Below are 18,195 nucleotides of genomic sequence, written 5' to 3'. Positions count from 1 at the left end.
CAGCGATAGCCAGACTCAGGGAGAGCACCCATGTCGACCACCATCACCATGATCGTACCGATCAAAAATACCGTTCCCGGCGTCAGCCACGTCTTCAGCGCGCCGGGCCATCAGGGCGAATTGCTGATGGCCAAACCGGTCAACAACCAGCCGGAAGGCGGCAAGGCGAAGAAAAGCGAAGGCGCCAGCGGCAATGACGAACCGGAAAATCTCAACGAAAGCCGCGCCTCGGCACGCATCAAGGCGCTGAACCGGCAGATTCAGGCTCTGCAGCAAAAGCTGGTGGAGCTGAAGGACTCCAGCGCCGATCCCAAAGAGATCGAGAAGCAAAAGCAGCTGATTGAAGCACAGATCAAGATGTTGCAGGCCGAGATCGCGCGCATCCAGAAAGAAGAAATGGAAAAGCAGCAACAGGAGCAAATGGAAAAAGCCGCGGCGCAATCCGGCGACGGCGTAAACCGCCCGACGCCGCTCAACGCGGTGGACGTCTATATCTGAATCAATATTCGGCGTTTTCCTGCCGGCGCTGGTGCAGCAGCGCCGCCTGCTGACGCGCCACCTGCCAGATGGCCTCCGCCGCTGGCGTCAGCGAGCGGTTCTTGCGCCGCACCAGCATCAACGCGCGATTGATCTCCGGCACCAGCCGCCGTACCCGGAGCCGCCCCCCTTCCGGCAGCGGCAGCGCCAACGCAGGGAAGATACTGATGCCAATCCCTTCCGCCACCATCGGGAACAGCGTAGCCGGATGACCGATTTCCTGCACCACCTGCGCCTCGACGCCCTGCTGCCTCAGCGCGCTGTCGATCAACGGCCGGCTGCCCGACGCGTAATCCTGCAACACCAGGCGGCAGCCGTTTAACGCCGACCAACGCACCTCTTGACGCGCAGCAAACGGGTGATCGTCGCGGCACAGCAGCAGGAACGGTTCATGCAGCACCGCTTCGCACTCCAAATCCACCGCCTGCACCGGATCGACCACGATGCCGAAATCCACCTCGGCATTGCGCACGCTGTGCAGCACCTGCTGCTGCGCCTGATCGCGCAGCATGATGCGGATCTCCGGGTATTGGCGCTCGCCGGCGGCGATGCACTGCGGCATCAGATGGGCGGAAATGGTCTGGCTGGTCGCCACCCGCACCGTGCCGCTGCGCTGTACGCCAAAGCTGCGCGCATCCAGCAACGCGGCCTGCAGTTCGTCCAGCAGCCGTTCGACCCGGTTGGCCAGCCGCAGGCCGGCGTCGGTCAACACCACTTCACGCGTGGTGCGATCCAGCAGGCGCACGCCGACCTCCGCCTCCAACTCTTTCACGCTGTGGCTGACCGCCGATTGCGTCAGGCCGATCGCCTCACCGGCGCGGCTGAAGCTGCCGTGGCGGGCGACAGCGACGAACACCCGCAGCTGTTTGAGTGAGTAATTCATGTGTTTTATTCATAGATGAATTAAATAAATCAATTTAATTATTATATACCCACGCGGGAGAATAGCCCCATCGATTTTCTACCCGAGCGCATCGCCATGAGATTCCTACCCGATCGTTTTACCCTGACGCTGATCGCCACCGTGCTGCTGGCTTCTTTCCTGCCGGCGCGCGGCGAGTTCGTCGGCTGGTTCAACGCCCTGACCATCGCCGCCATCGCCCTGCTGTTCTTTATGCACGGCGCCAAGCTGTCGCGCGAGGCCATCCTGGCCGGCAGCAATAACTGGCGGCTGCATCTGTGGGTGATGTTCAGCACCTTCATCATTTTTCCGGCGCTGGGGATGCTGTTCGCCTGGTGGGCGCCGATCGACGTCAGCCCCGAGCTGTACGCCGGTTTCATCTACCTGTGCATCCTGCCCGCCACCGTGCAGTCGGCCATCGCCTTCACCTCGCTGGCGGGCGGTAACGTGGCGGCGGCGGTGTGCAGCGCCTCCGCCTCCAGCCTGCTGGGGATCTTCGTATCGCCGCTGTTGGTCGGCCTGCTGATGAACGTGCACGGCGATACCGGCAGCCTGCGGCAGGTGGGCTCGATCGTGCTGCAGCTGCTGGTGCCGTTCGTCGCCGGCCACCTGCTGCGGCCGCTGATCGGCGGCTGGATCGAGCGCCATCGCCCGCTGATCGGCAAAACCGACCAGACCTCGATTCTGCTGGTGGTGTACGCCGCCTTCAGCGAGGCGGTCACGCACGGCATCTGGCATCAGGTGGGGATCGGTTCGCTGGCGTTTATCGTCGGCGGCAGCATCGTGCTGCTGGCGATCGTGCTGGTGGTGAACACCTACATGGCGCGCTGGCTCGGGTTCAGCAAGGCGGACGAGATCACCATCGTGTTCTGCGGTTCGAAGAAAAGCCTGGCGAACGGCATTCCGATGGCCAATATCCTGTTCCCGGCGGCGACGGTGGGGATCATGGTGCTGCCGCTGATGGTGTTCCATCAGGTGCAGCTGATGACCTGTGCGGTGCTGGCGAAAAGGTATCAGCGCAAGCAGCGGGCGCAACAGGCGGTGCCCAACGCCAACGCGCAGGCATCGCGCGGGTAAAAAAAGACGGGCCGAGGCCCGTCAGTTCAGCTTTTCTTCAGCGGCTTGACCAGGTGGTCAAGCCCTTCGATTTTAATCGCCAGCGTCATCTCCATCAGCATGCCGAGCTTGCCTTTGGGGAATTCGCCCTTGCGGGCGAACCACAGCAGGTACTCTTCGGGCAGGTCGATCAGCACCCGCCCCTGGTACTTGCCGAACGGCATCACGGTATTGGCGATCTCCAGCAGGTTTTCCTTTTCCATCAGTCACCCAGCAGGCGGATCATTTCCGCTTCGTCGATCACGGCGATACCCAGCTCCTGCGCCTTCGCCAGCTTGGAGCCGGCCGCTTCGCCGGCGATCACCAAATCGGTTTTCTTCGACACGCTGCCGCTGACCTTGGCGCCCAGCGCCGTCAGGCGATCTTTGGCCTCGTCGCGCGACAGCTGGCTCAGCGAGCCGGTCAGTACCACGGTTTTGCCGGCGAACGGGCTGTCTATCTCTTCCGCGACCACCACCACCGGCGCCGGCCAGTGGATGCCGATCTCGGCGCCCACCAGCTCGTCGATCACCTGCTGATTGAGCGCTTCATCGAGGAAATTGCGGGTGTGTTTGGCCACCACTTCGCCGACGTCCGGCACCTCTTTCAGCGCCTCGATATCGGCGGCGAACAGCTTCTCGAGCGATCCGAAATGCGCCGCCAGGTTGGCGGCGGTCGCCTCGCCGACCTCGCGAATGCCCAGCGCATACAGGAAGCGAGCGAAGGTGGTCTGTTTGGATTTCTCCAGCGCATTGACCAGGTTCTGCGCCGATTTCGGCCCCATGCGATCCAGGCCGGTCAGAATGCCGGCGGACAGACGGAACAGATCGGCCGGGTTCTTCACGTACTCTTTGTCCACCAGCTGCTCGATGATCTTGTCGCCCATGCCTTCAACGTCCAGCGCGCGGCGGGAAACGAAGTGCTTCAACGCCTCTTTGCGCTGCGCGCCGCAGATAAGACCGCCGGTGCAGCGCGCTACCGCCTCGCCTTCCACGCGCTCAACGTCGGAGCCGCACACCGGGCAGTGCAGCGGGAACACCACTTCGCGCGCATCCTGTGGCCGACGATCTTCCAGCACCCCCACCACCTGCGGGATGACGTCGCCGGCGCGGCGCACGATCACCGTATCGCCGATGCGCAGCCCCAGACGCTCAATTTCATCGGCGTTGTGCAAGGTGGCGTTGCTGACGGTCACCCCGGCTACCAGCACCGGCTCAAGGCGCGCCACCGGCGTAATCGCGCCGGTGCGGCCAACCTGAAACTCCACTTCGCGCACCACGGTGATCTGCTCCTGCGCCGGGAATTTGAACGCCGTCGCCCAGCGCGGCGCACGCGCCACGAAGCCCAGCGTTTCCTGCAGATCGATATCGTCAATCTTGATCACCACGCCGTCGATGTCGAAACCGAGCTGCGCGCGGTCCTGCTCGACCTGGCGATAAAACGCCAGCACTTCCTCGCTGCCGGTGCGGCGTTGGGCGCGATCGCTGACCGGCAGGCCCCAGGCCTTGAACTGCATCAGGCGCTCAAAGTGGCTGCGCGGCAGCTCGCCGCCTTCCAGCAGGCCGACGCCGTAGCAGAAGAAGGTCAGCGGGCGTTTGGCAGTAATGCGCGGATCGAGCTGGCGCAGCGAACCGGCGGCGGCGTTGCGCGGGTTGGCGAACACCTTGCCGTCTTTGCGGCGGGCTTCTTCGTTCATCTGTTCAAAACCGGCCTGCGGCATGAACACCTCGCCGCGCACTTCCAGGCGGCGCGGGATGTTGTCGCCGGTCAGGCGCAGCGGGATGGCGCGAATGGTGCGCACGTTGGTGGTGATGTTCTCGCCGGTGGTGCCGTCGCCGCGCGTCGCCGCGCGCACCAGCTCACCGTCTTCGTACAGCAGGCTGACCGCCAGGCCGTCCAGCTTCAGCTCGCAGCAGAAGGTCAGCGGATCGCTGCTTTTGAGCCTATCCTGCACGCGCTTGTAAAACGCCAGGAAGCTTTCTTCGTCGAACACGTTGTCCAGCGACAGCATCGGCACTTCGTGACGCACCTGGTCGAACGCCGCCAGCGGCGCGGCGCCCACGCGCTGGGTCGGTGAATCGGCGGTGACCCACTCAGGATGCGCGCTCTCCAGTTCGCGCAGTTCGCGCATCAGGCGGTCATATTCCGCATCCGGCACTTCCGGCGCATCCAGCACATGATACTGGTATTCATGATGGCGCAGTGTGGCTCGTAGTTGATTGATTTGTTGGATTATCGATTCCATGGCTCACCATCAAAGATAAAAAACCCCCGGCTAGCGGGGGCTTTGTTGTTACGGATGTTCAGTGCGCGCGGCAACCCGGTCAGGCGTTGTTTTCCAACACTTCACGGATACGCGCTTTGTAGGTTTCCAGCTTCTGCGGCGTCATCATGCGGCGCTCGTCGTCCAGCACCACGCCGCCCACGTCGTCGGCGATGCGCTGTGCCGACTGCAGCATCAGCTTGAAGTTCTGATTGGCGTCGCCGTAAGACGGCACCATCATGAACATCGACACGCCCGGCGTGGAGAAGTCGGACATCATGTCAGGATCGAACGACCCCGGCTTGACCATGTTCGCCAGGCTGAACAGCACCGGGCCGCTGCCGGCCGGGCTGATATGGCGGTGGAAGATGCCCATCTCGCCAAACTGGAAGCCCGCCTGCAACACGCTCTGCAGCAGCACTTCGCCGCCGATTACGCCGCCCTGATGGGCCGCGACGTGCAGCACCAGCACGGTCTCTTTCAGCTTGGCCTGAATGGGCGCAGCCGCCGGCTGTTGTGGCTGTGGCGCAGGCTCCTGCGCCGGCTTCACTTCCGGCGCCTGCTGCACAGGAGCCGGCTCGGCGTGGAATGCCGGTTCCGCCCCCTGCGGCCCCTCATGTTCATGCGGCAGATCGTCGACGCGCGGCTCACGGCGCGCGGCCGGTTGCGGTTGCTGCGGCTCGGCCTGTTCTTCGTCCGGCGCGTAGTTGTTCAGCAGGATGTCATCATACTCCGGCCGCTGAGACAGCGGAGGCGGCGTCTGATGGGCAGCCGGCTGAACGGCGCGGGACGCAGGCGCAGCCGCCGGAGCGGGCTTCGGCGCGGCCACGGGTTCTTCGCGTGCGGCATCGAAATGGCCAAATGACGGCTCGTCTTGCGGGTGAGCGGCGCGTACGCGCACCTCACCGACGCCTTCTTCGAGATCGTCGATCGGAGTTTGTTCACGTTCCTTTTGGGAACGTTTGGCTGGGCGATCGCGGAAGAGCGCTGACCGTTCTTTGCGACTGGTCCACAGACCGTGCAATAACAGCGCTATTATGGCGATCGCGCCAACAACGATTAATATCAGACGCAAATCCTGCATCATTGCTATCTCTGTTGTTCCAATACATTGCCACCGCGGCAAACATTCACTCTTTAACTCTATTTGCCCGCGCACACAAGTGCAAGTCCGTGCTGAACTTTATGCCAATAAAGATGATTATACTGCCTTTTTCTGCTGGTTTTTCAGCCAACCCTACCCTAGCCAGTGGAAAATCATCCCTATATGATAATGATGCCTGTTCAGACAACGAGATAACTTAAGATATGTCCTATACGCAGCCCCCTGCCCGCTCAACCAGCGGCATTCACTATTTCGCCGAAGGCTGGCGCCTGATTTCGCGCCCGGGGATTAAACGCTATGTGGTCCTGCCGTTGCTGGTCAACGTGCTGCTGATGGGCTCCGCTTTCTGGTGGCTGTTCAGCCGGCTCGGCGACTGGATCCCGGCGATGATGAGCCACGTTCCCGACTGGCTGCAATGGTTGAGCTACCTGCTGTGGCCGCTGGCGGTCATTTCGGTGCTGCTGGTGTTCAGCTATCTGTTCAGCACCATCACCAATCTGATTGCGGCGCCGTTCTGCGGCCTGCTGGCCGAGCAGCTCGAAGGCAGCCTGACCGGCAAACCGCTGCCGGACACCGGCCTGCTCGGCATCGCCAAAGATCTGCCACGCATCATGGCGCGCGAATGGCGCAAGCTGATGTATTACCTGCCGCGCGCGCTGCTGCTGCTGGCGTTGTACTTCGTGCCCGGCATCGGCCAGACGGTGGCGCCGGTGCTATGGTTCCTGTTCAGCGCCTGGATGCTGGCGATCCAGTATTGCGACTATCCGTTTGACAACCACAAGGTGAGCTTTGCCGACATGCGCCGCGCCTTACGCCAGCACAAAACCGACAACCTGCAGTTCGGCGCGCTGGTCAGCCTGTTCACCATGATCCCGATCCTCAACCTGGTGATCCTGCCGGTCGCCGTCTGCGGCGCCACCGCGATGTGGGTCGATCGCTACCGCTCGCAATTCGTCCGATAACCGCCGCTTTTTACCGCCGTTAGCGCGGGAATTTTCGACAGGGCGCGCATTTCGCGCCCTTATCATTGTGCTTAAAACTTATTTCCTAATAACATATAGATATACCAATTCTTTACTTCCCTGCCGGTACTGTTAGCGTATGCTTTCGATGTTCCCCACATTTTCATAGAGTTAAAGGACGGGCTATGAGCAAGATATATGAAGACAACTCATTAACAATCGGCCATACGCCGCTGGTTCGTCTGAACCGTATCGGCAACGGACGCATTCTGGCCAAGGTTGAATCACGCAACCCGAGCTTCAGCGTCAAATGCCGCATCGGTGCCAATATGATTTGGGATGCGGAACAACGTGGTGTGCTGACCGCCGGTAAAGAGCTGGTGGAGCCGACCAGCGGCAACACCGGCATCGCGCTGGCCTTCGTGGCCGCCGCGCGCGGTTACAAGCTGACGCTGACCATGCCGGAAACCATGAGCATCGAGCGCCGCAAGCTGCTCAAGGCGCTCGGCGCCAATCTGGTGCTGACCGAAGGGGCGAAAGGCATGAAAGGCGCTATCGCCAAGGCCGAAGAGATCGTCGCCACCGATCCGAACCGTTACCTGATCCTGCAACAGTTCAGCAACCCGGCCAACCCGGCCATCCATGAAAAAACCACCGGCCCGGAAATCTGGGAAGACACCGACGGTGAAGTCGACGTGTTCATCTCCGGCGTCGGCACCGGCGGCACGCTGACCGGCGTCAGCCGCTACATCAAGAACACTAAAGGCAAGGCCATCACTACCGTGGCGGTCGAGCCGACCGACTCGCCGGTCATCAGCCAGGCGCTGGCCGGTGAAGAGCTGAAACCGGGCCCGCACAAGATCCAGGGCATCGGCGCCGGCTTCATTCCAGGCAACCTCGATCTGGACCTGGTGGATCGCGTCGAGAAGGTCTCCAACGACGAAGCCATCAGCATGGCGCGTCGCCTGATGGACGAAGAAGGCATCCTGGCGGGCATCTCCTCCGGCGCAGCGGTCGTGGCGGCGGTGAAACTGGCCGAAGAACCGGCGTTCGCCGACAAGACCATCGTGGTGATCCTGCCCTCTTCCGGCGAACGTTATCTGAGCACCGCGCTGTTTGCCGATCTGTTCACCGAGCAGGAATTGCAGCAGTAATTCCACCACTGCACAAATCGCTAAAAAAGCACCCTGCGGGGTGCTTTTTTGTGGACTGGATCAAACTTTATAGCAGTCCAAGATTGCTTTTGCCCGTCGGCTTTAGTATTTAACGGTGCATTATTTCGATGCGCAAAATTAATCACCCCCCGAGCCCGGTCAAGGCTGAATCGATTTACTCATCTGTCGCCGACGCGTCGAATCGGGCATAATGGGGAGCGGATTGGAACGACGTCTAAAGCCGAGTTTTTTGATCTGAAGTGCCTAACGCGTCGTTTTCTGTTGCATCAACGTTCGCCCCTGTCCATAGTCAGGCGCTATAACCAGACAAGCTAAAGTCAGGCCCCTGGGCTAAACTTTAGCTCCACAACATTAATCCAATAAGTTGGGGAAACATCAATGTTCCAGCAAGAAGTTACTATTACCGCTCCGAATGGTCTGCATACTCGCCCTGCCGCTCAGTTCGTTAAAGAAGCCAAAGGCTTCACGTCTGACATCACCGTGACCTCCAACGGCAAAAGCGCCAGCGCTAAAAGCCTGTTCAAACTGCAAACTCTGGGGCTGACTCAAGGGACCGTAGTGACCATCTCCGCTGAAGGTGAAGACGAGCAGAAAGCCGTTGAGCACTTGGTAAAACTGATGGCAGAGCTTGAGTAATCGGCCCGTCTTTTTAGTTAACACCAGTCAAGAGTAAGGTAGGGTTATGATTTCAGGCATTTTAGTATCACCGGGCATCGCTTTTGGTAAGGCTCTCTTGCTGAAAGAAGACGACATTGTCATCAACCGGAAAAAAATCTCTGCTGATCAAGTAGAGCAGGAAGTCTCGCGTTTTCTGGCCGGCCGCGCGAAAGCGTCCGAACAGCTGGAAGCGATCAAGACCAAAGCTGGCGAAACCTTCGGCGAAGAGAAGGAAGCTATCTTCGAAGGCCACATCATGTTGCTGGAAGACGAAGAGCTTGAGCAGGAAATCATAGCCCTAATCAAAGACGATCTGGCCTCCGCAGACGCCGCCGCCTACACCGTGATCGAAGGTCAGGCGAAAGCGCTGGAAGAGCTGGACGACGAATACCTCAAAGAGCGCGCCGCCGACGTGCGCGACATCGGTAAGCGCCTGCTGCAGAACATTCTGGGCATGCCGATCGTCGATCTGGGCTCCATTCAGGACGAAGTGATCCTGGTGGCCACCGATCTGACCCCGTCAGAGACCGCGCAGCTGAACCTGGACAAAGTGCTGGGCTTCATTACCGATCTCGGCGGCCGGACTTCCCACACCTCTATCATGGCGCGCTCCCTGGAGCTGCCGGCGATCGTCGGTACCAGCGACGTGACCAAGCAGGTGAAAAACGACGACTACCTGATTCTGGATGCGGTTAACAACAAAATTTACGTTAACCCGACCGCTGACGTTATCGATCAGCTGAAAGCCGCCCAGAACCAATACATCACCGAGAAAAACGATCTGGCCAAGCTGAAGGACCTTCCGGCGATTACGCTGGACGGCCATCAGGTTGAAGTCTGCGCCAACATCGGCACCGTGCGCGACGTCGCGGGTGCAGAGCGCAACGGCGCGGAAGGCGTCGGCCTGTATCGTACCGAGTTCCTGTTCATGGACCGCGACTCGCTGCCGACCGAAGACGAGCAGTTCCAGGCTTATAAAGCCGTGGCGGAAGCCATGGGCTCGCAGGCCGTGATCGTCCGTACCATGGACATCGGCGGCGACAAAGACCTGCCGTACATGAACCTGCCGAAGGAAGAGAACCCGTTCCTCGGCTGGCGCGCCATCCGCATCGCGATGGACCGCCGTGAAATCCTGCACGCCCAGCTGCGCGCTATCCTGCGCGCCTCGGCGTTCGGCAAACTGCGCATCATGTTCCCGATGATCATCTCCGTGGAAGAAGTGCGCGATCTGAAAGGCGAAATCGAGACGCTGAAAGCGCAGCTGCGCGAAGAAGGCAAGGCGTTTGACGAGAGCATCGAAGTGGGCGTGATGGTGGAAACACCGGCTGCGGCGGTCATTGCTCACCACCTGGCGAAAGAAGTCGACTTCTTTAGTATTGGGACAAACGATCTAACCCAGTATACTCTGGCGGTAGATCGCGGCAACGAGCTGATTTCTCATCTCTATAACCCGATGTCCCCATCAGTGCTTAGCCTGATCAAACAGGTTATTGATGCATCTCACGCGGAAGGCAAGTGGACCGGCATGTGCGGCGAACTGGCTGGCGATGAGCGTGCTACACTGTTGTTATTGGGCATGGGGCTGGATGAGTTCAGCATGAGTGCGATTTCAATCCCGCGCATCAAGAAAATTATTCGTAACACGAATTTCGAAGATGTGAAGGCGTTGGCAGCGCAGGCCTTGGCACAGCCAACGGCACAAGACCTGATGAATTGCGTCAATAAATTCATCGAAGAAAAAACGCTCTGCTAAACTTCCACGACACTGGAACGCCGCCCAATTTAATGCTTAGGAGAAGATCATGGGTTTGTTCGATAAACTGAAATCTCTGGTTTCTGATGACAAGAAAGACACGGGCACTATCGAGATCGTCGCTCCCCTTTCTGGCGAAATCGTCAATATCGAAGATGTGCCGGACGTAGTGTTCGCTGAAAAAATCGTTGGCGACGGTATCGCCATCAAACCGGCCGGCAACAAAATGGTTGCTCCGGTTGACGGCACCATCGGTAAGATTTTCGAAACCAACCATGCATTCTCTATCGAATCCGACAGCGGCATTGAGCTGTTCGTCCACTTCGGCATCGATACCGTAGAACTGAAAGGCGAAGGCTTCAAACGCATCGCCGAAGAAGGCCAGCGCGTCAAGAAAGGTGACGTGGTTATCGAGTTCAACCTGCCTCTGCTGGAAGAGAAAGCCAAGTCTACCCTGACGCCGGTCGTTATCTCCAACATGGACGAGATCAAAGAGCTGATCAAACTGTCCGGCAGCGTGACCGTTGGCGAAACCCCGATCATCCGCATCAAGAAGTAATCGCGAATGAGCAAGAAAAACGGCGCCCTCGGCGCCGTTTTTTTTATCTCCTTCGTCGTATCCCAATTTCGCTACGTTATGACGGCCAGCGCGGGATACGCAGGGTAATGACCAGCCCCTCTTTATCGCCGTTGCGCGCCTCAACCTGGCCGCCGTGCGCCAGCACCACCTTGCGGGTGATCGCCAGCCCCAGGCCGTATCCCTTGCCCGACAGCGCCGACTTCACGCGCACGAACGGATCGAAAATGCTCGACAGCTTCGCCTCCTCGACTCCCGGCCCCTGATCGCTGACCGCGATCTGGAACTGGTTATCGACGCGCGTCAGCGCCACCGTCACCCGCTGGCCGTGGCTGGAAAAGCGCAGCGCATTACGCACGATGTTATCCACCGCTCGCCGCATCAGTTCCGCATTGCCCTTGACGGTGTACTCCACGTCCGACTCGGCCTGCAGCACGATATCCACGCCGGGCACCTGCGCCTCGTAGCGCGCATCGCTCACCACCGCATCCACCAGGCCGTACAGATCGAAATACTCCTCGTCCGGCAGGCTGCTGTGTTCGGCGCGCGACAGCGCCAGCAGCTCGCCGATCATTTTGTCCAGCCGCCCCGACTCGTGTTCGATGCGCTTGAGCGAAGTTTCGACATTGCCGGCATTCTGCCGCGCCAGGCCGATCGCCAGCTGCAGGCGCGCCAGCGGCGAACGCAGCTCGTGCGAAACGTCATGAAGTAACTGCTCGCGGGCGCTGACCAGCAGCTCCAGCCGCTCAGCCATGGTGTCGAAATCGCGCGCCACGTCGGACAGCTCGTCATGACGGCGGCGCATTTTCGGGAACAGCCGCACCGACAGATCGCCCTGCGCTACCCGATCCAGACCGCCGCGCAGCTGACGCATCGGCCGGGTCAGGTTCCAGGCCAGCACGGCGCTGAACAGCAAACCGCCCAGCCCGCCGACCCACAGCATCGGCGCAGGAATGTTGAAGAAATGGGAACGCCGCTCCGGCCGATACTCTTCCCGCAGCCCGCGCACGTTATAGCTCAGCCAGTATCCCTGCCCTTCCCCGGTCTGCACCCAGGCAGAGATTTCCTTCGGCATCCGCCGCCCTTCAAATACCGGTTCTTCCGGCGCGGGCGGCGGCGGTTGGGTCATCGGCGTCACCGACAGCAAACGCCTGTCGTCCTCGGGCCAATCGCGCATCAGGGCTTCCAGCGCCGGCATGCCGCCGCTGCGCAACTGGGTAGCCGCCGAGGTCAGCTGCAGGCCGATGACCCGCCGCGCCATGGCGTTTTCCGGCGGCACATAGCGATCGCCATACAAAGAAAACGCCACCCACAGGGCCTGCGTCATGATGAGGAAGGTCAGCCAAAAGCCGAGCAAAATTTTCCAGAACAGTCTTCCGCGCATGTCAGGTTACCGAATGCGATAGCCGATGCTGCGCACCGTCTCGATGCTCAGCGTATTGCCGGCCAGCGCGCTCAGCTTCTGGCGGATATTGCTGATATGCACGTCCACGCTGCGATCATAGGCCTCGCGCGGGCGCCCCAGCCCCTTCTCGGACAATTCATCCTTCGACACCACGCGATCCGGCGCGCGCAGCAACAGCTCCAGCAGATTGAATTCCGAAGCGGTCAGATCAAACGCCTTACCGCGCCATTCGCTGCTGCGGGTTGAAGGGTTCAGCGTCAGCTCGCCGAAGCTGATGGCGGCTTCGTCGTCCGCCTCCTGCGGCCGCTCTTCGAAACGCCGCAGCACCGCGCGCAGACGCGCCACCAATTCGCGCGGGTAGCAAGGTTTGGGCATGTAATCGTCGGCGCCCATCTCCAGGCCAATCACCCGATCGATGTTGTCGCCTTTGGCGGTCAGCATGATGATCGGCAGCCGGCTCTTTTTACGCACGTCGCGCAGCACGTCGATGCCGCTCATGTCCGGCAGCATGATATCGAGGATCATCGCGGTATAGTCGCCCGACAGCGCGCCCTCTACCCCCGCCTTGCCGGTCAGCACCAGCGTGGCGTCGAAGCCTTCGCCCGTCAGGTATTCGCTCAGCATGGTGCCAAGCTCCAGGTCATCGTCGACCAGTAAAATTTTCATGCCTTGCTCCTTCACCGATTTTCGTTATTTTCCCGCCAATTCCGCCGGCCCGCAGCCGGTTTTACTCAATCCTTACACATCGCGGTTCGCGTCTCGCCACCGTTATTGTGGCTGCTGTCGCGCGATTTCTCTACTTCTGTCAGGGTATTGGCGTACAGACAGGCTCCGGCCACCGCCCAGGCGGGCCGGCTATGCCGTCGGTCAAAAGGAAAGTGAGAAGGGTTTTCCCGGCGGAACACACCGCCGGGAGGGCACATTCAGTCGAACACGCCGGTGGAGAGGTAACGGTCACCGCGATCGCAGACGATCGCCACCACGACGCTGCCGGGGTGGGCCGCCGCGACGCGCAGGGCGCCGGCTACCGCGCCGCCGGAGCTGACGCCGCAGAAGATGCCTTCACGCTGCGCCAGCTGGCGCATGATCTGCTCGGCATCGCGCTGCTCGATATCCAGCACCTGATCCACCAGCTCCGGGCGGAAAATGCCCGGCAGGTAAGCAGGCGCCCAACGGCGAATGCCGGGGATGCTGCTGCCTTCGGCCGGCTGCAGGCCGATGATCTGCACCTGCGGATTCTGGCTCTTCAGGTAACCGCCCACGCCGGTAATGGTACCAGTGGTGCCCATGCTGGAAACGAAGTGCGTGATGCGTCCTTCGGTCTGGCGCCAAATCTCCGGGCCGGTGGTGGTGAAGTGGGCGTAGGGATTGTCGAGATTGTTGAACTGATCCAGCACCTTTCCCTGCCCCTGGCGCTGCATCTCCAGCGCCAGATCGCGCGCCCCTTCCATCCCCTGCTCACGGCTGACCAGGATCAGCTCGGCGCCGTACGCGCGCATCGCCGCCTGCCGCTCCAGGCTCATGTTCTCCGGCATCAACAGCTTCAGCGTATAGCCTTTGAGCGCGGCGATCATCGCCAGCGCAATGCCGGTATTGCCGCTGGTGGCCTCGATCAGCACGTCGCCGGGCTTGATCTCGCCGCGCAGCTCCGCCTGCTGGATCATCGCCAACGCAGCGCGATCCTTCACCGATCCCGCCGGGTTATTGCCTTCCAGTTTGACCCATACCTCGCTGCCCGCCTGGGCAGCCAGCCGTTGCAGTTGTACCAGCGGGGTGTTCCCGATGCATTGTTCGAGCGTTGTCACGATCTTTGCCTGTGTTGATGTGCGTAAAGTAAAAAGGCAACCCGGGGGTTGCCTTGAAGAAAAGGGCAGCTAAAACCTATCAGGCGCTTTTGGCTAACGCAACAGGTTGCAGCAGTTGATCGCCGGCATACAGCCGCGCATTGAGGCTGCCGACGTAATAACGGCCGCCGCGCACCGGGGTTGGATTGCCCTCCGGCAACACCACGCCGATCGGCTCCTGATGCCAGCCGATCGGCTGCACCGTCAACTGCCAGAAGTGGCCACGCGGGCTGGCTTCCAGCACCTGCACCGGCAGCGGGCAACGCTCGCTGCTTTCGGTCGCCACTTCCATTTCCCACGGACGCAGGAACAGATCGACGCTGCCCTGGTGCATCGGCTGGAACGACAGCGGCCACTGGTGCGCGCCGACGAACAGCTGGGAGCCGCGAATTTCGCCGTTCAGGCGGTTCACTTCCCCCATGAACTCCAGCACGAAGCGGCTGGCCGGTTCGCGCATAATCTCTTCCGGCGAGCCGACCTGTTCGATATTGCCCTGGCTCATCACCACGATGCGGTCGGCCACTTCCATCGCCTCTTCCTGATCGTGGGTGACGAACACGCTGGTGAACTTCAGCTCTTCGTGCAGCTGACGCAGCCAGCGGCGCAGCTCTTTGCGCACCTGCGCATCCAGCGCGCCGAACGGTTCGTCCAGCAGCAGAATTTGCGGTTCCACCGCCAGCGCGCGCGCCAACGCCACGCGCTGTTTCTGGCCGCCGGACAGCTGAGACGGATAGCGGTTGGCCAGGTGGCCCAGCTGCACCATTTCCAGCAGCTGGGTGACTTTCTGTTTGATCGCCGCGGCGTTCGGCCGCTCGCGGCGCGGCAGCACGGTCAGGCCGAAGGCGATGTTGTCGAACACCGTCATGTGGCGGAACAGCGCATAGTGCTGAAACACGAAGCCCACGCGCCTGTCTCGCGCATGCATGTGGCTGACGTCGGTGCCGTGGAAGCCCAGCTTGCCGCCGCTCTGGCTTTCCAGCCCGGCGATGATCCGCAGCAGCGTGGTCTTGCCGGAACCGGACGGCCCGAGCAGCGCCACCATCTCGCCGGAAGCAATATCGAGCGAGATATCGTTCAATACCTTGGTGCGACCGAAGTACTTGTTGATGCCGTTAATCTCAATGCTCATGATTTTCCTCCCGCTCGAGACGCGCGTTTTGACGTTCCAGACGCCACTGCAGCGCACTCTTCAAAAATAGGGTAACGATCGCCATCAGGGTCAACAGGGCGGCGGCGGTAAAGGAGCCGACGGTGTTGTAATCCTGCTGCAACAGCTCGACCTGCAGCGGCAGGCTGTAGGTTTCGCCGCGAATCGAACCGGACACCACCGACACTGCGCCGAACTCGCCGATGGCGCGCGCGTTGGTCAGCACCACGCCGTACAGCAGCGCCCAGCGAATGTTGGGCAGCGTCACGCGGCGGAACATTTGCCAGCCGGACGCCCCCAGCAGAATCGCGGCCTCGTCTTCCTGGCTGCCCTGGCTGAGCATCATCGGCACCAGCTCGCGCACCACGAAGGGGCAGGTAACGAAAATGGTCACCAACACCATGCCCGGCCAGGAGAACATGATCTGGATGTTATGCGCATCCAGCCAGCCGCCCAGCAGGCCGTTGCTGCCGTAAAACAGCAGGTAAATCAGCCCCGCCACCACCGGTGAAACGGCGAACGGGATATCGATCAGCGTCAGCAGCAGCTGGCGGCCGGGGAAGGTGAAGCGCGTCACCAGCCACGCCAGCAACGTGCCGAACACCAGGTTGAACGGCACGGTGATCAGCGCGATCAAGACCGTCAGCCAAATGGCGTGCAGCATGTCCGGATCGAGCAAGTTGCTCCACATCGCGCCGAACCCTTTGGAAAAGGCCTCGGCGAAAATCGACATCATCGGCACCACCAGCAGCAGCACCGAGAACAGCGTGCCGATGGCGATCAGCGTCCACTTGCCCCAGTTGACGCGCGGGCGCTCGGCGCCGTTGAAGGCGGAAACATCGGCCATCAGTGCCCTCCTCCCAAACGTCTGCCGAAGCGGCTTTGCAATACGTTAATGCTGAACAGCAGCAGCAGCGACGCCGCCAGGATCACCGAGGCGATGGCGCTGGCCGCCGGGTAATCGAACTCCTGCAAACGCACGAAAATCATCAGCGAGGTCACTTCCGTCTTCCAGGCGATGTTGCCGGCGATGAAAATCACCGCGCCGAACTCGCCCAGGCTGCGGGTAAAGGAGATGGCGGTGCCGGCCAGCAATGCCGGTGCCACCTCGGGCAACACCACGCGGCGGAAACTCTGCCAGCGCGTAGCGCCCAGCGTCTCGGCCGCCTCTTCGTATTCCGGCCCCAGCTCTTCCAGCACCGGCTGCACGGTGCGCACCACAAACGGCAGGCTGGTGAACGCCATCGCTACCGCGATCCCAAGCCAGGTAAAGGTGACCTTGATGTCGAAGTGCGCCAGCCACTGACCGTACCAGCCAGTGGTGGAAAACAGCCCCGCCAGCGTCAGGCCGGCCACTGCGGTCGGCAGTGCGAACGGCAGATCGATCAGGCCGTCCAGCAGCGAACGGCCGGGAAAACGGTAGCGCGTCAGGATCCAGGCCATCAGCATGCCGAACACCGCGTTAAACAGGCTGGCGACGCCGGCCGCCAGCAGCGTCACTTTATACGCCGCCACCACCTGCGGGTTGGAAATCACTTCCCAGTATTGCGCCAGGCTCATCTGTGCCAGCTGCATCACCAGCGCGGTGAGCGGCAACAGCAGGATCAAACAGGTATAAAACAGGCTGCTGCCGAGGCTGAGGCCAAATCCGGGCAGCACCCGCTTACTGGACGACAACGCCAACATTTACTTGCGCCCTGCCGCTAACAGCTGATCCAGCTCGCCGCCGGTGGCGAAGTGGGTTTTCATCACCTGCGGCCAGCCGCCGAACTGGTCTTCCACGCGGAACAGTTGGGTGTCCGGGAATTGCCCCTTCGCCGCCGCCATCGCTTTCTGGTCATACACGCGGTAGTAGAAGCTGGTGATCACCTGCTGCGCCGCCGGGCTGTAGAGATAGTTCAGATAGGCTTTGGCCGCCTGTTCGGTACCGTTGCGCTCGACGTTTTTGTCGACCCAGGCCACCGGGAACTCCGCCAGAATATCGACCGGCGGCACGATCACTTCGTACTTGTCCTCACCGTACTGCTTGCGGATGTTGTTCACTTCGGACTCGAAGCTGATCAGCACGTCGCCCAAGCCGCGCTCGACGAAGGTGGTGGTCGCGCCGCGGCCGCCGGTATCAAACACCAGCACGTTCTTCAGGAAGCGGGTCATGAAGGCGCGGGTCTTGGCCGGATCGTTGCCGTCGGCCTGATTGGCAGCGCCCCAGGCGGCCAGATAGGTGTAACGGCCGTTACCGGAGGTTTTCGGGTTCGGGAACACCAGCTTCACGTCGTCGCGCACCAGATCGTTCCAGGTGTGGATCCCCTTCGGGTTGTCCTTGCGCACCAGAAACGCCATGGTGGAGTAGAACGGCGAACTGTTGTTCGGCAGGCGCGCCTGCCAGTCCGCCGGGATCAGCTGCCCGCGATCGTGCAGGATCTGCACGTCGGTCACCTGGTTGTACGTCACCACGTCGGCGCGCAGGCCCTGCAGGATCGCCAGCGCCTGCTTGGAGGAACCGGCGTGCGATTGTTTGATGGTCAGCTTGTCGTTCGGATGCTGTTGATTCCACTGCTGTTCAAAGCCGGGATTCAGCGCGACGAACAATTCACGGGAAACGTCATAAGAGCTGTTCAGCAATTCCGCCGCCGACGCGGCGCCGCTCGCCAACAGCGCAGCCGCCAGCCAACCTTTCAGCACGAGATTTTTAACCCGGTTTTGTTTCATTCTGCACCTTATCACTGAGTCATTCCTTCAGGCTTTCGCCTTATTGACGACCAGTGTATTTATAA

18 protein-coding genes are annotated in these 18,195 nt (G+C 61.0%); 7 read left to right on the top strand and 11 right to left on the bottom strand.

Going from position 1 to position 18,195, the window contains the following annotated elements:
* Nucleotides 1–30: 30 nt before the first annotated feature.
* Nucleotides 31–498 carry a FlxA-like family protein gene (locus tag AWX27_RS04975; RefSeq protein ID WP_060419851.1) on the top strand — a complete coding sequence of 156 codons (468 nt, stop codon included), beginning with the start codon at nt 31–33 and terminating at the stop codon, nt 496–498.
* A gap of 1 nt (nt 499) precedes the next feature.
* On the opposite strand, the gene AWX27_RS04970 is transcribed toward AWX27_RS04975, so the two are convergent.
* Entirely contained in the window at nt 500–1,420 is a 921-nt protein-coding gene (locus AWX27_RS04970) for a LysR family transcriptional regulator (protein ID WP_060419848.1), read from the bottom strand.
* A 96-nt stretch (nt 1,421–1,516) separates the two neighbouring features.
* Here AWX27_RS04970 and AWX27_RS04965 point away from each other — a divergent pair, with 96 nt between their 5' ends.
* The gene (locus AWX27_RS04965) at nt 1,517–2,515 is read left to right on the top strand and encodes a bile acid:sodium symporter family protein (RefSeq protein ID WP_060419845.1); all 999 of its coding nucleotides are present in this window, start codon (nt 1,517–1,519) and stop codon (nt 2,513–2,515) included.
* Nucleotides 2,516–2,541: 26 nt separating this feature from the next.
* On the opposite strand, the gene AWX27_RS04960 is transcribed toward AWX27_RS04965, so the two are convergent.
* From AWX27_RS04960 to zipA, 3 genes are all read right to left on the bottom strand, one after another.
* Nucleotides 2,542–2,757, bottom strand: coding sequence for a DUF3820 family protein (locus AWX27_RS04960; protein WP_004936441.1), 216 nt, complete (start codon nt 2,755–2,757; stop codon nt 2,542–2,544).
* The gene (ligA, locus tag AWX27_RS04955) at nt 2,757–4,778 is read right to left on the bottom strand and encodes an NAD-dependent DNA ligase LigA (RefSeq protein WP_060419842.1); all 2,022 of its coding nucleotides are present in this window, start codon (nt 4,776–4,778) and stop codon (nt 2,757–2,759) included. Before ligA ends, AWX27_RS04960 begins: the two co-directional genes overlap by 1 nt.
* Nucleotides 4,779–4,857: 79 nt before the next feature.
* Nucleotides 4,858–5,883 (bottom strand): cell division protein ZipA, encoded by a 1,026-nt coding sequence (gene zipA, locus AWX27_RS04950; protein WP_060419838.1) that lies wholly within the window; start codon nt 5,881–5,883, stop codon nt 4,858–4,860.
* A gap of 221 nt (nt 5,884–6,104) precedes the next feature.
* Here zipA and cysZ point away from each other — a divergent pair, with 221 nt between their 5' ends.
* The 5 genes from cysZ to crr all read left to right on the top strand — a co-directional run bounded on the left by cysZ (nt 6,105) and on the right by crr (nt 11,007).
* Nucleotides 6,105–6,863 carry a sulfate transporter CysZ gene (gene cysZ / locus AWX27_RS04945; protein WP_049198406.1) on the top strand — a complete coding sequence of 253 codons (759 nt, stop codon included), beginning with the start codon at nt 6,105–6,107 and terminating at the stop codon, nt 6,861–6,863.
* Nucleotides 6,864–7,048: 185 nt separating this feature from the next.
* The gene (gene cysK / locus AWX27_RS04940; RefSeq protein WP_038881303.1) at nt 7,049–8,017 is read left to right on the top strand and encodes a cysteine synthase A; all 969 of its coding nucleotides are present in this window, start codon (nt 7,049–7,051) and stop codon (nt 8,015–8,017) included.
* 399 nt (nt 8,018–8,416) lie between these two features.
* Nucleotides 8,417–8,674 (top strand): phosphocarrier protein Hpr, encoded by a 258-nt coding sequence (ptsH, locus tag AWX27_RS04935; RefSeq protein WP_004936458.1) that lies wholly within the window; start codon nt 8,417–8,419, stop codon nt 8,672–8,674.
* 46 nt (nt 8,675–8,720) lie between these two features.
* Nucleotides 8,721–10,448, top strand: a complete 1,728-nt coding sequence (gene ptsI, locus AWX27_RS04930) for a phosphoenolpyruvate-protein phosphotransferase PtsI (protein WP_025303782.1) — start codon at nt 8,721–8,723, stop codon at nt 10,446–10,448.
* A 49-nt stretch (nt 10,449–10,497) separates the two neighbouring features.
* The gene (crr, locus tag AWX27_RS04925; protein ID WP_004936467.1) at nt 10,498–11,007 is read left to right on the top strand and encodes a PTS glucose transporter subunit IIA; all 510 of its coding nucleotides are present in this window, start codon (nt 10,498–10,500) and stop codon (nt 11,005–11,007) included.
* Nucleotides 11,008–11,083: 76 nt separating this feature from the next.
* On the opposite strand, the gene AWX27_RS04920 is transcribed toward crr, so the two are convergent.
* From AWX27_RS04920 to AWX27_RS04890, 7 genes are all read right to left on the bottom strand, one after another.
* Nucleotides 11,084–12,409, bottom strand: a complete 1,326-nt coding sequence (locus tag AWX27_RS04920) for an ATP-binding protein (RefSeq protein ID WP_060419835.1) — start codon at nt 12,407–12,409, stop codon at nt 11,084–11,086.
* Between the two features lie 6 nt (nt 12,410–12,415).
* A complete protein-coding gene (locus tag AWX27_RS04915) occupies nt 12,416–13,096 on the bottom strand; it encodes a response regulator transcription factor (RefSeq protein WP_038881296.1) in 681 nt (226 codons plus the stop codon).
* 257 nt (nt 13,097–13,353) lie between these two features.
* The gene (gene cysM, locus AWX27_RS04910) at nt 13,354–14,235 is read right to left on the bottom strand and encodes a cysteine synthase CysM (RefSeq protein WP_060419832.1); all 882 of its coding nucleotides are present in this window, start codon (nt 14,233–14,235) and stop codon (nt 13,354–13,356) included.
* A 79-nt stretch (nt 14,236–14,314) separates the two neighbouring features.
* Nucleotides 14,315–15,403: a sulfate/thiosulfate ABC transporter ATP-binding protein CysA gene (gene cysA, locus AWX27_RS04905; protein ID WP_060419829.1), complete on the bottom strand. Its 1,089-nt coding sequence runs from the start codon at nt 15,401–15,403 to the stop codon at nt 14,315–14,317.
* Nucleotides 15,393–16,268 carry a sulfate/thiosulfate ABC transporter permease CysW gene (gene cysW / locus AWX27_RS04900; protein WP_025303787.1) on the bottom strand — a complete coding sequence of 292 codons (876 nt, stop codon included), beginning with the start codon at nt 16,266–16,268 and terminating at the stop codon, nt 15,393–15,395. Before cysW ends, cysA begins: the two co-directional genes overlap by 11 nt.
* Nucleotides 16,268–17,107, bottom strand: a complete 840-nt coding sequence (gene cysT / locus AWX27_RS04895) for a sulfate/thiosulfate ABC transporter permease CysT (RefSeq protein ID WP_019453852.1) — start codon at nt 17,105–17,107, stop codon at nt 16,268–16,270. Before cysT ends, cysW begins: the two co-directional genes overlap by 1 nt.
* Complete coding sequence (locus tag AWX27_RS04890) at nt 17,108–18,130, bottom strand: sulfate ABC transporter substrate-binding protein (protein WP_047730138.1); 1,023 nt, start codon at nt 18,128–18,130, stop codon at nt 17,108–17,110.
* Nucleotides 18,131–18,195 lie beyond the last annotated feature (65 nt).

The organism is Serratia sp. 2880STDY5682894 (assembly GCF_001537385.1).
GTDB classification, from domain to species: Bacteria; Pseudomonadota; Gammaproteobacteria; order Enterobacterales; family Enterobacteriaceae; genus Serratia; species Serratia nevei.
This window is presented reverse-complemented; position numbering and strand designations above follow the sequence as displayed.